A 15,332-nucleotide genomic window follows, 5' to 3' on the forward strand; every position below is an offset into this window, starting at 1 on the left:
GTCCCGGCGAGCGGGCGGCCCGCCCCGACCCGTTGTTGCACCCCGACGATGTAAGCGCATACATTCAGGCTACGCCCGGGGACGCCGACGAGGGCATCCCGGCCCGCGTGACGACGACGACACGGAGGAGACAGCCATGAGGACGACCGACCGTCGGGGACGGGTCGCGACGGCGACCGGCGTCTGCCTCGCCGCGGCGCTGGTGGTGAGCGGCTGCACGGGCGCGCAGGCGCCGCAGGGCGCCGAGGGCGGCGACGCCGCGGGGACCATGCTGTTCGCCGGCGACAACGGCTCGCCCGGCTTCACCCGGAACTTCAACCCCTACAACCCCACGGGGCGCAAGGGCGCCTTCCACATCTACGAGCCCCTCACGGTGCTCAACACGGTGGACGGCGAGTCGACGCCCTTCCTCGCCGAGTCGGTCGAGCAGGTGGACCCGCAGACGGCGGTGTTCACGCTGCGCGAGGGCGTCACGTGGACCGACGGCGAGCCCTTCACCGCCGACGACGTGACCTTCACCTTCCAGATGCTGAAGGACAACCCGGCGCTCGACCTCGACGGCGTCTGGCAGCGCCTGGACTCGGTGGAGGCGGACGGCATGGACGTGACCGTGCGCTTCAGCGAGCCCGACGTCCCGGCCACGGAGATCGTGGGCGGGACCGTCATCGTCCCCGAGCACCTGTGGGCCGACGTCGACGACCCGGTGTCCTACGCGGACGAGGACCCGGTGGGCACCGGGCCCTTCACCCTGGGCACGTACACGGACACCCAGTACACGCTCGAGAAGAACCCCGACTACTGGCAGGCCGACGCGGTGGCGGCGGACGAGCTCGTCATCCCCGCCTCCAACGAGCAGCTCGACCTCGTGAACAACGGCTACGACTGGGCCTACGCCTACATCGAGGACGTCGAGGACACCTGGGTCACGGCGAACGAGGGCAACACGTACTGGTTCCCGCCGGGCGGCACCATCTCCCTGCTGCCCAACCTCACCGAGGCGCCCTTCGACAGCGTGGACTTCCGGCGCGGCCTGTCGCTCGCGCTGGACCGCGAGGCGGTCTCGGAGGCCGCGACGCGCGGCTACACCGACGCCGCGCCGCAGTCGGGGCTCATCCTCCCGGGTCAGGAGGAGCTGCTGGACGAGGACGTGCCCGAGGGCGGCGAGGTGGCGCAGGACGTCGACGCGGCGCTCGCCGCCTTCGCCCAGGCGGGCTACACCCAGCAGGGGGACCAGCTCGTGGGCCCCGACGGCCAGCAGGCGACCCTCTCGATCACCACGGCCAACGGCTACACCGACTGGCTGCGGGGCGTGCAGGAGGTGCAGCGCCAGCTGCAGGCCGTCGGCATCGCCGTGACCATCGAGCAGCCGCAGCCGGCCGCCTACCAGCAGGCCGTCAACAACGGCGACTTCCAGCTCGCGATGGGCGGCTTCGGCGGCACGGGCTCCTTCTACCGCGACATGAACCAGCTGCTGAACAGCGAGTTCGCCGTCCCGGTCGGCACCGCCGCGTCGTCGAACTACCAGCGCTTCTCGGACCCGGCGGTGGACGAGCTCCTCGCCCGGTACCAGGCCGCCACGGACCCCGCCGAGCAGGAGGAGCTGGCCGGCCAGCTGCAGCAGGTGATGTACGAGCAGGTGCCCGTCATCTCCATGTACTACGGCGGGCTGTGGGGCCTGTTCAGCGACGCGAAGTTCACCGGGTGGCCCTCCGAGGACGACCCCTACGCGACGCCGATCACCTACGACTCCAACGTCCTGCTCATCGACACCAACCTCGAGCGCGCGGGCAGCTGACCACCCCGGCCCGCGCGGCCGGCCACGACCGGCCGTCCGCGCGGGCCCTCCCGACCCCTCCTGCGGGAGGTCCTCACCGAGAGAGGTGGTCCGTGTGCGCTACTTCCTGCGCCGCCTCGGCCTCTTCGCGCTCACCGCGTGGGCCGCGATCACGCTGAACTTCCTCCTGCCGCGGCTCATGCCCGGCTCGCCCGCCGACGCCGCCATCGCGCGGCTCTCCCAGAACGGCCCCGTCGACGCCGCGACGCGCGCCGCCGTGGAGGCCCAGCTCGGCGTCCCCACCGGCAGCGTGCTCAGCCAGTACTGGGACTACCTGGGCAACGTCGTGACCCTGGACTTCGGCGTCTCCTACACGTTCTTCCCGTCGACGGTGGCCTCGCTCGTGGGCAGCGCCCTGCCGTTCACGCTGGTGCTCGTGGGGCTCGTCACCGTCGCGGCCTTCGTCATCGGGACGCTCGTCGGGGTCCTCGCGGCCTGGCGCCGGGGGACGAGGCTCGACGCGCTCCCGACGCTGACCGGGAGCTTCCTCGCCGCCTTCCCGTACTTCTGGACGGCGCTGCTGCTCCTGTTCTTCCTCGGCTACACCTTCCGGCTCTTCCCCACGTCCGGCGCCTACAGCCCGTACACGACGCCCGGGCTCAACGGGCCCTTCCTCGCGGACGCCGTCGCCCACGCCGTGCTGCCGGCCGTGACGATCCTCCTCACCTCCCTCGGCGGGTGGATCCTCGGCATGCGCAACGCGATGATCGGCACGCTCGGCGAGGACTACGTGACCTTCGCCGAGGCGAACGGCCTGCGCTCGCGCACCGTCGCGCTCCGCTACGCCGCCCGCAACGCGATCCTGCCCAACCTGACCGGCTTCGGGCTCGCGCTCGGCGGCGTCGTCGGCGGGTCGCTCCTCGTCGAGCAGGTCTTCGCCTACCCCGGCGTGGGCTACCTGCTCTACAACGCCGTGACGAACCAGGACTACCCGCTCATGCAGGCCCTGTTCCTGATGATCACGTTGAGCGTCCTCGTCGCCAACTTCGTCGTCGACACGCTCTACGGGATCCTCGACCCGAGGACTCGCCGATGACCACGCCCACGACGCTCCCCGACCCCGGCGGCTCGGAGTCCGAGCACCCCGCCGGCGCACCGGACGCCGCGCCCCCGGACCTGCCGACGGCGGCGCCGCCGCGCTGGCGCGTGGTCACCCGCGGGGCCGGCACGGTGTGGGCCAACCGCAAGGCCCGCCTGGGCCTGCTCGTGCTGGCCTTCTTCGTCCTCGTCGCGGTGCTCGCGCCGCTCATCGCGCCCTACGGGCCCACCGCCAACGACTTCGCGCGCGGGGCCGGGCCGAGCGCTGCCCACCCCTTCGGCACGACGGCGGCGGGGGAGGACGTGCTCTCGCAGGTCATCTTCGGCGCCCGCATCTCGCTGCTCGTCGGCTTCGTCGCGGGTGCGCTCTCCACGCTCGTGGCCGTGCTCGTCGGCCTCTCGTGGGGCTACGTCCGGGGGCCGCTGGCGGAGGTCGTCAACTTCGTCACCAACCTCTTCCTCGTCATCCCCGGCCTGCCGCTGATGATCGTCATCGCCGCGTACCTGCAGAACAGCGGGCTCGGCATGATCATCTTCGTCGTCGTCCTCACCGGCTGGGCCTGGGGCGCGCGGGTGCTGCGCTCGCAGACCCAGTCCCTGCGGGGGCGCGACTTCGTCACCGCCGCGCAGTTCTCCGGCGAGCGCTCCTGGCGCGTCGTCTTCCGGGAGGTCCTCCCGAACATGACGTCGATCATCGCCAGCAGCTTCTTCGGCGCGGCGACGGCGGCGATCATCGCCGAGTCCGGCCTGTCCTTCCTGGGCCTCGGCGACACGACCCAGGTGAGCTGGGGGACCATGCTGTTCTGGGCGCAGAACTCCAACGCGCTGCTCACGGGCCAGTGGGTCCTGCTGCTGGCGCCCGGCCTGTGCATCGCCCTGCTGGCGACGTCTCTCAGCCTCGTCAACTTCGGGGTGGACGGACTGTCCAACCCCCGCCTGCGCGAGGGGAGCGGTCGATGAGCCTGCTCGAGGTCCAGGACCTGTCCGTCGTCTACGAGCCGTCGGACGCGCCCGCGACGCACGCCGTGCGCGACGTCTCCTTCACCCTCGAGAGGGGCGAGTTCGTCGGCCTCGTCGGCGAGTCGGGCTCCGGGAAGTCGACGCTCGGCTTCGCGCTGACGCGCCTGTCCAAGCCGCCGGCCCGGATCTCGTCGGGGCGCATCCTCTTCGACGGCGCGGACGTCGCGGCCCTGGAGGACGAGGAGCTGCGGGCGCAGCGGCGCGGCGGCTTCGCCATGGTCCTGCAGTCGGGGATGAACGCCCTCAACCCGGTGCGCACGGTGGGCCACCACTTCGACGACGTCTTCGCCGCCCACGGCCACGTGCCGCGCGAGCGGCGCGCCGCGCGGGCGCGCGAGCTCGTCGAGAAGGTCGAGCTCGCGCCCACGGTGCTGGGGCGCTACCCCGGCGAGCTGTCCGGCGGCATGCGCCAGCGCGTGTCCATCGCGCTGGCCCTGGCGCTCGAGCCGCAGCTCATGGTCTTCGACGAGCCGACGACGGCCCTCGACGTCCTCGTCCAGCACGCCGTCATGGGCACCATCCGGGAGCTGCAGGCCTCGGAGGGGTTCACAGCCCTGCTCATCAGCCACGACCTGGGCGTCGTGCTCGAGTCGACGTCCCGCGTGATGGTCATGCACGAGGGCGTCGTCGTCGAGGACGCCCCGAGCCGGGACGTGCTGCGCGACCCGCAGGACGACTACACGAAGATGCTGCTGAGCCACTACGGCGACCCGCGCGCGGAGGTCGTCGAGCTGCCCGGCCTCGCGGCCCGCGGCGGAGAGCTCGTGACGTCGTCGGGCACGGCCGCCGAGCGCAGCGCCCGCGGCTCCGGCGGCTCGCCCGGCGCCGGCCGCCGGGCCACCGCGCCGGTCGTCGTCGAGGGGGTCAGCAAGGTCTACCCGCCGCCGCGACGGGGCGCCGCCCCGGTCACGGCCCTCGACGACGTCTCGATGCGCCTCGAGCCCGGGCAGTCCCTCGCGCTCGTGGGGGCCAGCGGGTCGGGGAAGTCGACGCTGGCGCAGCTCATCACGGGCGTCGTGCGGCCCACCGCCGGCACGGTCTCCGTCGGCGACGTGCGGGTCGACCGGCTGCGGCGGCGCGGCCTGCGCGAGCTGCGCCGCGACGTGCAGATGGTCTTCCAGGACCCGTACGCGGCCCTCAACCCGCTGCACACCGTGGAGTACACGCTCACGCGGCCGGTCGTGAACTACACCGGCCGCAGCCGCCGCGAGGCGCGGGCACGGGTGCTCGAGCTCCTGGACACGGTGGGCCTGACCCCCGTCGAGCAGTTCGCGGCCAAGCTCCCGCACCAGCTCTCGGGCGGCCAGCGCCAGCGCGTCGTCATCGCCCGGGCGCTGGCGAGCGACCCGCAGATCATCGTCGCCGACGAGCCCGTCTCGATGCTGGACGTGTCGCTGCGCGCGGGCGTCCTCGCGCTGCTGGAGGACCTGAGGGCCCAGCACGGGGTGTCGATGCTCTACATCACCCACGACCTGCTGTCGGCGCGCGTGGTGACCGACCAGATCCTCGTCCTGCACGACGGGCGGGTCGTCGAGCGGGGCGAGACCTCGCAGGTGCTCCGCTTCCCGCAGGACCCGTACACGGTCGAGCTGCTGGACGCCGTGCCGCAGCCGAGCCGCGCGGAGGGGGCGGCGTGAGCGCGCCCGGCGGCGGGTCTGCGGACCTGCCCGACGGCGTCGGCCCCGGCGCGCCCTTCGGGGGGCTGCCCCTGCCGGACGGCGTCGAGCCGCTCGTCCTCGAGGTCGCCGTCGGCCGGCTCACGGCGCTGCGCGCCCGGCCGCGGGACGAGGACGGCCGCCCGGCGCCGGCGCGGGGGACGGCGGTGCTCGTGCCCGGCTTCACCGGCTCGAAGGAGGACTTCCTCGCGCTGCTGCCGCTGCTCGCGGCCCGCGGCTGGGACGCGTGGGCGTACTCCCAGCGCGGCCAGGCCGACTCGGCGCGCAGCCCCGACGACGCGGGGGCGGGCCGGGGCACCGGTTACCTGCTCGCCGACCTCGCGGCCGACGCCGTCGAGGTGGTCCGCCTCGTCGGTGGCGCCCGACCGCCCGAGGGCGCCGGGGCGCCGGGCGGAGCCCGCCCCGGCGTCCACCTGCTCGGCCACAGCTTCGGCGGTGTCGTGGCGCGGGCGGCCGCGCTGGCGGCCCCCGAGCTGCTGGCCGACCTCGTGCTGCTGTGCTCGGGACCGCACGGCTGGCTGGGCCGCAAGGCCGACCTGCCACCGCGGCTCGCCGCGGCGGGCGGCCGCAGCCTGTGGGCCCTCGACAACCCCGGGCTCGCCGAGCAGGACCCGCGCGACCTCGATCCGCTCGACGCCTTCCTGCGGGAGCGCTCGGAGCGCACGTCGACCGCCGCGCTGCTGGGCGCGGTCGCCGTCCTGGCCGACACGGCCGACCCCACCGAGGAACTCGCGGGGACGGGGCTCCCTGTGCTCGTCGCCCACGGGGAGGACGACGACGCCTGGCCGCAGGCCTGGCAGCGCGCCATGGCCGCACGGCTCAGCGCCCGCCACGAGGTCGTCCCCGGCGCCGGGCACCTGCCGAACGCCGAGAACCCCGGTGCCACGGCCGCCCTGCTCGACGACTTCTGGGGCGCCGGCACGCCCTGAGCCGCCGGCCGGGCGACCCGCCCGCGAGCAGCTCCTCCCGCGCCGTCGGCGCCGCCGGGCGCCGCCCGCCGCCGGCCGACGCCCCGCCACCGTCCCCACCGCGTCCCACCGTCCCCACCGCGTCCCGCCGTGCCCACCCGGCCGACCGACCCGCCGACCGACCCGGTCGCCGCCCCACCGCACCGCCCTCCCGGAGGACCCCGTGACCACCACCGCCCCCGCCACCGCGACCCCCGGTCCCGCCGCCGGGCCCGCCGCCCCCGACCGCGACGGCGGCGCCGTCCTGGCGGCGGGCGACCTGCGCGTCCACCTCACCGGCGCGGGGGACGTCCGCGCGATCCGCAGCGGTGACCTGCTCGTCAACCTCCACCTGCCCTCGCGGCACGACGCCGCCGTCGCGGGCGTCGTCCTGCGCCGCCACCGCGCCGGGCAGGTGGAGCGGGTGGCCCTCGCGGGCTCCGCCTCGCCGTCCGCCCTGGCGACGGGGCCGACATGGGCCCGGTGGGCGGGCGAGGCGCTCGGGGCGCGCTGGACGGCGGTGCTCTCCCTGGCGGAGGACGGGCGCTCGTTCGTGTGGCGGGTGGACCTGGCGGCGGCCGAGGGCGACGGCCCGGAGCCGGAGGACCGCTACGACGTCGTCGTGGCGCAGGACCTGGCGCTGGCGCCCGAGGGCGTCGTCCGGGCCAACGAGGCCTACACCTCCCACTACGTGGCCCACCGGGTGGTCCCGGACGCCCGCGCCGGGGTCGTCGTCGCGAGCCGCCAGACCATGGCGTGCGCGCCGGTGCTGCCCCTGGCCCTCACCGCGCTCGTCGAGGGCGCCCGCGGCCACCACGTCGACGCCGTGGCCGTCCACGGGCCGGCCGCCCGGGGCGGGGGACGGTCCGCCGCGCTGGACGCGCCCGAGTGGGCCAGCGGTGCCCGGCAGCACGAGACGGCGATGCCGACGCTGCTCGGGCCCCTGCTGGACCTCGCCGAGCCGCGCGCCGTCCACGCCGTGACGGCGCTCGTCCCCGACCACCGCGGCGACCTGCGAGGCGCGCCGGCCGCCGTCCCCGGCCTGCTCGACGACGCCGTGGCCCTGGCGGCGCGCACGCACGAGGCCCTCGCGGACGCCCCGGCGGGCGAGCAGCCCGTGCGCTCCCTGCTGGCCACGGCCCCGCTGCTCGCCGCGCGCGACCTCACCGAGGCGGAGCTGCTCGCCCTCGGCGGGGTCGACGCGTCCTCGGCGCGCTCGCCCGAGCGGGGCGACGACGGGGCGCTGCGCTCCTACTTCACCGGCACGGCCGCCTACGTGGTCTCCCGCGCGGCCGAGCTCGAGGTCGAGCGCCCGCACGGGCTCGTGCTGCGGGCGGGGGACGACGTGGCGCCGACCGAGGGCGTCCTCTCGGCGACCGCGTACGCCGCGGGCGTGCTCGCCTCGCACGTCGTCATGGGCAACACCGCGGCCAACACGCTCGTGTCGGTGCACCGCTCGGCCCTCGGCCTGCTGCGCTCCGCCGGCGTGCGGGCCCTCGTGCGCGAGCCCGGCGGCGGCTGGCGGCTCCTCGGCGTGCCCTCGGCGCTCGTCCTCGACCTCGGCGGCGTGCGGTGGCGGTACGCCTCGGACCTCGGGCTCGTCGACGTGCGCACGACCGTGCGGGCCGACGCGGCCGGCCTCGAGGTGCGCGTGGACGCCGAGCGCCCCCTCGAGGTGCTGCTGACGGCCGACCTCGACGGGGCGTGGGACCTCGCGCCGGTCGAGGACGACGAGGGGCTGGCGGGCCGGGCGCTCCTGGTGACGCCGTCCGCCGGCAGCGACGTGGCCGACCACTGCCCGGGGCTCGCGCACGTCGTCGCCACCACCGGCCGGCTCGGCGACGACGCCCCCCTCCTCGCCGACGGGGTCTCCCGCGGCACGCGCGTGCTCACGGCCGCCCTGGAGGCGGGCTCCGGGCCGGGCGGGGGGACGAGCGGTGCGCTCCTCGTCACGGCCGACCTCCACGAGCGCGAGCGGGCGCTGGGCCTGGCGCGCGAGCAGATGGCGGGCCTGGACGTCGAGGACCACCTCGCGCGACACCGCGAGCACCTGGCGTCCCTCGTCAACCACCTGCGCGTGCGCAGCGGCGGGCGGTTCGCCGAGCTCGACCTGCTCGTGCCCTGGTACGCCCAGAACGCGATGGTGCACCTGCACGTGCCGCACGGCCTCGAGCAGTACACGGGCGCCGCGTGGGGCACGCGCGACGTCTGCCAGGGCCCGCTCGAGCTCATGCTCGCGGTCGGCCGGCACGACGTCGCGCGCCACCTCGTCCTCGCCGTCCTCGCGCGCCAGGACGCGGCGGGCGAGCTGCCGCAGTGGTTCATGCCGGACGCCTACGCGGAGCGGTCGGCGGACGACGCGCACGGCGACGTGCCCGTCTGGCCGCTCGTGGCGCTCGTGGAGTACCTCGGGGCCTCGGGCGACCTCGCCGTCCTCGACGAGGTGGTGCCCTTCTGGGACACCGCCCGCCGCCGTCCGGCGGACGAGCCCGCGACGGTCGCCGACCACGTCCGCCGCACCCTCGAGCACGCCCGCGCCCACCGCGCGCCCGGCACGCAGCTGCTCGCCTACGGCCACGGCGACTGGGACGACACGCTCCAGCCCGCCGAGGCGTCGATGCGGGAGCGGATGACGTCGTCGTGGACGGTGGCGCTCTGGCACCAGGCGGCCCGGGGCGCCTCCCGCCTCCTCGCGGGGACGTCGCACGCCGACCTCGGCGCGGAGCTCGGCCGCGAGGCCGACCTCGTCGCCGCGGAGCTCGCCGAGCACCTGCTCCTCGACGGGGAGCTCGCCGGCTACCTCGTCGTGCCGCCCCCGGGCTCCGGCGAGCGCCCGCGCCCCGTGCTCCACCCGCGCGACGACGTCTCGCCCGCCTCCCACCGGCTCATCCCCATGACGCAGGCGGTCCTCGCGGGACTGCTGACGCCGGAGCAGGCGGTGGCGCACGAGACGCTCGTCGAGCGGCACCTGCACTTCCCCGACGGCGTGCGCCTCATGGACGCCCCGGCGCCGTACGACGACGGCGTCACGCACGTCTTCCGACGGGCCGAGCAGTCGGCGTTCTTCGGCCGCGAGGTCGGGCTCATGTACACGCACGCGCACCTGCGGTACGTCGAGGCGCTCGCCGTCCTCGGCCGCGAGCGCGTCGTCGAGGAGCTGCTGCGCACCAGCCCCGTCGAGCAGCGCCGCCGGCTGCCCGCGGCGGAGCCCAAGCAGCGCAACTGCTACTACTCCTCCTCCGACGCGGCCTTCGACGACCGCTACGAGGCGGCCGAGCGCTTCGAGGAGCTGCGGACCGGGCGGGTGCCGGTGCGGGGCGGCTGGCGCGTCTACTCCAGCGGTCCCGGCATCTTCGTGCGCCAGCTCGTGCAGGGCGTGCTCGGCGTCGTCGAGCGGGCGGGCGCCGTCGTGCTCGACCCGGTGCTGGCGCGCGAGGACGACGGCCTCGTCGTCGAGCTCGACGTGCTCGGGGAGCCGAGGGAGCTGCGCTACCGCGTCGTCGGCCCGGCGGAGGCTCCCGCGGGCCCGGTGCGCCTGCTCGCCGACGGCCGCGAGGTGGCCGGCGCCGAGCTCGACAACCCCTACCGGCGCGGGGGGCTGCTCGTCGACGGGGCGGCGATCGCGGGGGCCCGGGTGCTGGAGGTCGTGCTGCCCGCCGGGCGGGGCGGGACGCCTGACACGGCGGTGGCGGCTCGCCGCTGAGCGACCGGGGACGCCGGGCCGTGCGCCGGGCGGGTGGTCGCCCGGCCCGACGTCCCCGGTCTCCTGCGCCGGCCCGCGGCGAGCCCGCAGGATGTGGAGGTGGCGGTGGTGCGGGTGCTGGTCGTGGTGGCGGTCCTGCTCGTGGTGGCGGGGTCGTCGGTCGCCGCCACGGCCCCCACCGCCTCCTTCGGCTGGTTCGCCCACGCCCCGCTGTCGGAGGAGGTCTACGAGCCGCCGTCGCTGGCGGACGGCGCCCCGCTGGTCCCCCTGCCGCTGCTGCTCGGCGGGCAGCAGCTCGTGGGCGCCGGGCTCGTGGTGCTCGGGCTCGTCGTCGCCGGTGTCGGGCTCGGTGTGCGCCTCGGGCGCCGCCTGCCGCGCTGAGGAGGTCCCCTCAGTCCCCGGCGTGCTGGCGCAGGTACCGGCCGAAGTGGGGGACGGTGAAGGCGATCCGGCCCCGCTCAGCGCTCCAGACGAGGCCCTTCTTCATCAGGGCGTCGCGGGCGGGGGAGAGGGACTGCGGCTTGCGGCCGAGCCGGGCGGCGACCTCCGAGGTCGCGACGGCGCCGTCACCCGCCTCGGCGCCGAGGTCGGCCATCGCGCGCATGTACTCGCGCTCGGCCGGCGTCGCCCGCTCGTAGCGCGAGCCGAAGAAGCCGACGGCGAGCTCGGCCTCCGCCTGCGGGGCGGCGACGGCGACGTCCTCGGCCGTGATGGGCGACGCCGTCGCCACGTCCCAGACGGCCTTGCCGTAGGACTGCACGAAGTACGGGTAGCCGTCGGTGGCCACGTGCAGCGCCTCGAGGGCCTCGGGCGTGAAGTCGGCGTCCTCCTCCTGCGCGGGCGTCCGCAGCGCGCGGTCAGCCTGCTCGCGCTCGAGCGCCCCGATGCGGACGTAGCGGAAGAGCCTCTCGCTGTAGGACTTCGACGCCGACAGCACAGCCGGGAGGTGCGGCAGCCCGGCGCCGACGACGAGGAGCGGCAGCCCCTGCTGGCTCAGCTCGTGGCAGGCGGCGCAGAGCCCGGAGACGTCCTCGGGGCCGAGGTCCTGCATCTCGTCGATGCAGACGGCGATGCCGCGGCCCGTGCTGGCGGCCAGGCCGGCGACGTCGGTGAGGAGCTCGACGAGGTCGATCTCGATGTCGCCCGAGTCGGCGCGACCCACCGCGGCCGGGACGTCGATCCCCGGCTGCCAGCGGTCGCGCATCTTCGGCGCGCTGCGGGCCGAGCGGGCTCCGCTGCCCGCGGTGACGGGCTCGGCGGTGGCGCGCAGCGCGAAGGCCTTGACGACGCCGAGCACCTCGGCGGCCTCGTCGGGGTTGCGCCCCGAGAGCTCGCGGACGGCCTGGTGCAGCGCGGCGGCCAGGGGGCGGCGCAGCGGCTGGTCGGGGCGGGCCTCGAGCTTCCCGGTGCCCCACCCGCGTCGGACGGCCGCCGAGCGCAGGGCTCCGAGCAGCACGGTCTTGCCGACGCCGCGCAGCCCGGTGAGGACGACGGAGCGCTCCGGGCGCCCCCGCGCGAGCCGCTCGAGGACGACGTCGAAGGACTCGAGCTCGCGGTCGCGTCCGGCGAGCTCGGGCGGGCGCTGCCCGGCGCCGGGGGCGTAGGGGTTGCGCACGGGGTCCACGGGCGGACGGTAGCCGCGCCGCGCGGCCGCCCCCGGGACGTCTGGACCCGTCTAGGCGTGTCGCCAGACGGGGCCAGACGCCCTCCCCGACCCCGTCTCCGACGCGGAGGTGACGCCCCCTTCGCGCGGAGGAGGTCCCCGGACGTGAAGGGGGCGTCACCTCCGCGGGTGAGGCCCGCGGAGGTGGAGGAGGCGTCACCTCCACCGCCGGGGGAGAGGTCAGAGGACGCGGGGCTCCTGGCCGGACTCGCTGACCATCGGGCGCTCGGCCTCGTACCAGGCGCCCATGCCGCCGGCGACGTCGACGGCGTCGACGCCGTTCTGCTGCAGCCACGCCGCGGCGCGGGCGGAGCGCCCGCCGGAGCGGCAGACGACGTGGACGTCGCCCTCGGGGAGCTCGCCGACGCGGGCGGGCAGGTCGCCGAGCGGGATGTGGACGGCGCCGGGCGCGTGGCCGGCGGCCCACTCGTCGTCCTCGCGGACGTCGACGAGGACGGCGTCCTCGGGGACGTCGGCGGCGGGCACGCGGCGCTGGTCGTCGCTCACGGGATCTCCCTGGGGTCGGTGGCGGGTGCGGTGCCGGGACCGGGCTCGCCGGGTCGGTGGCGGCGCCGCGGCCGGCGCCGGCGGACGGAGGCGATGATGCCCCGGGCGGCGCCCCCGGCGCCCGCCCAGCAGGCCGGGGGAGGGGCGGGAGGGAACCGCGGGCGCCCTCCCGCGCGTCGGTCCAGCATGGCGGTGGGCCCACCGCCCCGGGGATCCCACCGGCGCTCCGAGACCGGACGCCGACCAGACGCCGACCAGACGCCGACCAGACGCGAGACGAGCGAGGACACCATGCCGACGCCCACCGCCCCGACCGACCCGCGCCGCGGCGCCGCCCGTCGTCGCGCCCGCCGCGCGCTGGTCGCGCTGCCGGCCGCCGCCGTCCTGCTCCTCGCGGCGGGCTGCGGCGACGACCCCGAGACCCCCGCGTCGGTCGACGTGCCCGGCGGCGAGCCCACGACCCTCGGCCCGAGCGAGGGCCCCACCGGGCCGACCGAGACGCCCTCGCCGACGGCGACGACGCAGGCGCCCGCGCCCCCCACGTCGAGCGCCACGGCGCAGGGCGTGCCCGACGGCTTCACCGCCGACCTCACCGTCACCTACGACGACGGCGGCGGGACGGCCCAGACCTACGACCTCGTCTGCGACGGCGCGCAGGCCAGCGGCACCGCGCCCGACCCGGGGGCCGCCTGCGCCGCCGTCGCCGACGCGGGCGCCGAGGCCTTCGCCCCGCCGCGCGGGGACGTGCAGTGCACGCAGGTCTTCGGCGGGCCGCAGACGGCCCTCGTCAGCGGCACCGTCGACGGCTCGCCCGTCTCGGCCGACCTGGCGCGCGCCGACGGGTGCCAGATCAGCCGCTGGGACGCGCTCGTGCCGCTCGTGCCGGGCGGCGAGGCCTGAGCCGTTCCGTACGGACCTGCGGGCGGCCCGGCCTGCGGGCGGCCGGGCGCGCGGGGGGAGCGCCGGGCGGGGCCGCCGCGCTGCGGGCGCGCGCCCGCGGGGCCAGGGTGGGGCGGTGGCGACAGGTGACCGGCGGACGAGGACGACGAGCGCTGCGGGCGCGCTGAGCGGGGCCCCCCGGGCGCACGGGGCCGACCTGCCCCGCGTCGTCCTCGTGACGGGCGCGTCCAGCGGCATCGGGCGCGCGACGGCGCTGCGCCTCGCCCGCCCCGGCGCCGTCCTGGCCCTCGCCGCTCGCGGCCGCGAGGGCCTGGAGGCCGTCGCGACCGACTGCCGCGCGCAGGGCGCCCGCGCCACGACCCACCCCCTCGACGTGGCCGACGACGCCGCCGTCGCGGCGTGCGTCGACGACGTCGTGCGCCGCGAGGGCCGCCTGGACGCCGTGGTGCACAGCGCCGCCGTCATCGCCTACGGCGACCTCACCGACGTGCCCGCCGACGTCTTCGAGCGGGTCGTGCGCACCGACGTCCTCGGCACCGCCGCCGTCGCCCGCCACGCGCTGCGCCGCTTCCGCGCGCAGGAGGAGGGGACCCTGGTCCTGCTGGGCTCGGTGCTCGGCCAGGTGACGGCGCCGTGGATGTCGTCCTACGTCACGAGCAAGTGGGCCGTGCACGGGCTGGCGCGCACGCTGCAGCAGGAGAACCGCCCGTGGCGGCGCGTCCACGTGCGCCTCGTCTCCCCGGGTGGGGTGGAGACGCCCGTCTACCGCCGCGCCGCGACCTACCTCGGCCACCACGGCAAGCCCCCGATGCCGGTCTACGACCCCGCGACGGTGGCCGACCGCGTCGTCCGGGTGCTCGCCCGACCCGCTGCGGCGCAGCGCGACACGCGCGCGGGCTGGGGCAACCCCTTCCTGCGCCTGGGGTTCGTCGCCCTGCCCGGCGTCTACGACGCGGCGGTCGGCCCGCTCCTGCGGCTGCTGGGGCTCGACAGGCGCCGCGTCGAGGACACGCCGGGCAACGTGCTCGCGCCCTCGCCGGACGCCGACCCGACGAGCCGCGACGACCTGGCCCGGCGGCGCACCCGCACCTCGCGCTGAGGCCGCCCCCCGGGCGTCCGCCGCTCCTGGGCGTCGGTCGCGACGTCGCTCGGGGGCGTGCGTCCCTCAGCGCAGGAGCCGCGACATCCGCCGGTCGGCGAGCTCGCGGCCGCCGGTCTGGCACGTGGCGCAGTACTGCAGGGAGCGGTCGGCGAAGGAGACCTCCCGGACGACGTCCCCGCACACCGGGCACTCCTGCCCCGTGCGGCCGTGGACGCGCATGCCCTGCCGCTTGGCGTCCTTGAGCTCGGCCGCCGGCCGCCCGCGGGCCGCGGCGACGGCGGCCTCGAGGACGGCGTGCAGCGCCGTGTCGAGCCGGTCCACCTCCTCCTCGCCGAGGCGGCCCGCGACGGCGAAGGGGGACAGACGGGCGGCGTGCAGCACCTCGTCGCTGTAGGCGCCGCCCACCCCCGAGAGCAGGTGCTGGTCGCGCAGCAGCCCCTTCAGCTGCTGCCGCGAGCCGGCGAGCAGGCGCACGAGGGCGTCGCGGTCGAAGCCCGGGTCGAGCGGGTCGGGCCCGAGCGAGGCCACCTGCGGCACCTCGGCCGCGTCCCGGACGACGTGGACGGCGAGCCGCTTGCGCGTGCCCGCCTCGGTGAGGTCGAAGCCGCTGCCGTCGTCCAGGCGCACCCGCAGGGCCAGGGGCCCCTTCCCGGGGCGGGCCGGCCGCTCGGGGACGGCGTCGTACCAGCGCAGCCAGCCGCCCCGCGAGAGGTGCCACACGAGGTGCAGCCCGTCGGCGCCGAGGTCGAGCCACTTGCCGTGCCGGTCGGCCGAGACGACCTCCAGGCCCGCCAGCGCCGTCGGGGGCGGGTCGAAGGTCTTCAGCACGCTGATGGCGGCGACCTCGACGGCGGCGACGACGCGGCCGACGGCGCGCTCGCGCAGGAACTCGGCGAGGGCCTCGACCTCCGGCAGCTCGGGCACCGCGCCACTGTGGCACCG

At 76.7% G+C, this 15,332-nt stretch carries 12 protein-coding genes; 9 read left to right on the plus strand and 3 right to left on the minus strand.

Translation table 11 applies throughout. The features are described from left to right. Window positions 1-136 precede the first annotated feature (136 nt). The 7 genes from WDV85_RS05905 to WDV85_RS05935 all read left to right on the plus strand — a co-directional run bounded on the left by WDV85_RS05905 (window position 137) and on the right by WDV85_RS05935 (window position 10,599). Entirely contained in the window at window positions 137-1,795 is a 1,659-nt protein-coding gene (locus WDV85_RS05905; protein WP_339569761.1) for an ABC transporter substrate-binding protein, read from the plus strand. A gap of 94 nt (window positions 1,796-1,889) precedes the next feature. After that, on the plus strand, window positions 1,890-2,870 hold the full coding sequence (locus WDV85_RS05910; protein ID WP_298802528.1) for an ABC transporter permease: 981 nt from the start codon (window positions 1,890-1,892) through the stop codon (window positions 2,868-2,870). Beyond that, a complete protein-coding gene (locus tag WDV85_RS05915; RefSeq protein ID WP_339569762.1) occupies window positions 2,867-3,832 on the plus strand; it encodes an ABC transporter permease in 966 nt (321 codons plus the stop codon). The genes WDV85_RS05910 and WDV85_RS05915 overlap by 4 nt, the downstream gene beginning before the upstream one ends. Beyond that, a complete protein-coding gene (locus WDV85_RS05920; protein ID WP_339569763.1) occupies window positions 3,829-5,529 on the plus strand; it encodes an ABC transporter ATP-binding protein in 1,701 nt (566 codons plus the stop codon). Before WDV85_RS05915 ends, WDV85_RS05920 begins: the two co-directional genes overlap by 4 nt. Next, complete coding sequence (locus tag WDV85_RS05925) at window positions 5,526-6,497, plus strand: alpha/beta fold hydrolase (RefSeq protein ID WP_339569764.1); 972 nt, start codon at window positions 5,526-5,528, stop codon at window positions 6,495-6,497. Before WDV85_RS05920 ends, WDV85_RS05925 begins: the two co-directional genes overlap by 4 nt. Before the next feature lie 202 nt (window positions 6,498-6,699). Continuing rightward, the gene (locus tag WDV85_RS05930) at window positions 6,700-10,218 is read left to right on the plus strand and encodes a GH36-type glycosyl hydrolase domain-containing protein (protein ID WP_339569765.1); all 3,519 of its coding nucleotides are present in this window, start codon (window positions 6,700-6,702) and stop codon (window positions 10,216-10,218) included. 99 nt (window positions 10,219-10,317) lie between these two features. Then, complete coding sequence (locus tag WDV85_RS05935; protein ID WP_339569766.1) at window positions 10,318-10,599, plus strand: hypothetical protein; 282 nt, start codon at window positions 10,318-10,320, stop codon at window positions 10,597-10,599. Between the two features lie 10 nt (window positions 10,600-10,609). On the opposite strand, the gene WDV85_RS05940 is transcribed toward WDV85_RS05935, so the two are convergent. Beyond that, window positions 10,610-11,842 carry an ATP-binding protein gene (locus WDV85_RS05940; protein ID WP_339569767.1) on the minus strand — a complete coding sequence of 411 codons (1,233 nt, stop codon included), beginning with the start codon at window positions 11,840-11,842 and terminating at the stop codon, window positions 10,610-10,612. Between the two features lie 219 nt (window positions 11,843-12,061). Continuing rightward, the gene (locus WDV85_RS05945; protein ID WP_171204053.1) at window positions 12,062-12,388 is read right to left on the minus strand and encodes a rhodanese-like domain-containing protein; all 327 of its coding nucleotides are present in this window, start codon (window positions 12,386-12,388) and stop codon (window positions 12,062-12,064) included. A 291-nt stretch (window positions 12,389-12,679) separates the two neighbouring features. Between WDV85_RS05945 and WDV85_RS05950 the strand changes: the two genes are divergently transcribed. Together WDV85_RS05950 and WDV85_RS05955 are read left to right on the plus strand one after the other, a co-directional pair. Next, complete coding sequence (locus tag WDV85_RS05950) at window positions 12,680-13,288, plus strand: hypothetical protein (RefSeq protein ID WP_339569768.1); 609 nt, start codon at window positions 12,680-12,682, stop codon at window positions 13,286-13,288. A gap of 115 nt (window positions 13,289-13,403) precedes the next feature. After that, entirely contained in the window at window positions 13,404-14,387 is a 984-nt protein-coding gene (locus tag WDV85_RS05955; protein ID WP_339569769.1) for an SDR family NAD(P)-dependent oxidoreductase, read from the plus strand. Between the two features lie 66 nt (window positions 14,388-14,453). Here the strand turns inward: WDV85_RS05955 and WDV85_RS05960 are convergent, their stop codons facing one another. Further along, window positions 14,454-15,314 carry a DNA-formamidopyrimidine glycosylase family protein gene (locus tag WDV85_RS05960; protein ID WP_339569770.1) on the minus strand — a complete coding sequence of 287 codons (861 nt, stop codon included), beginning with the start codon at window positions 15,312-15,314 and terminating at the stop codon, window positions 14,454-14,456. Window positions 15,315-15,332 lie beyond the last annotated feature (18 nt).

This window comes from Pseudokineococcus sp. 5B2Z-1, assembly GCF_037482305.1.
Taxonomy (GTDB): domain Bacteria; phylum Actinomycetota; class Actinomycetes; order Actinomycetales; family Quadrisphaeraceae; genus Pseudokineococcus.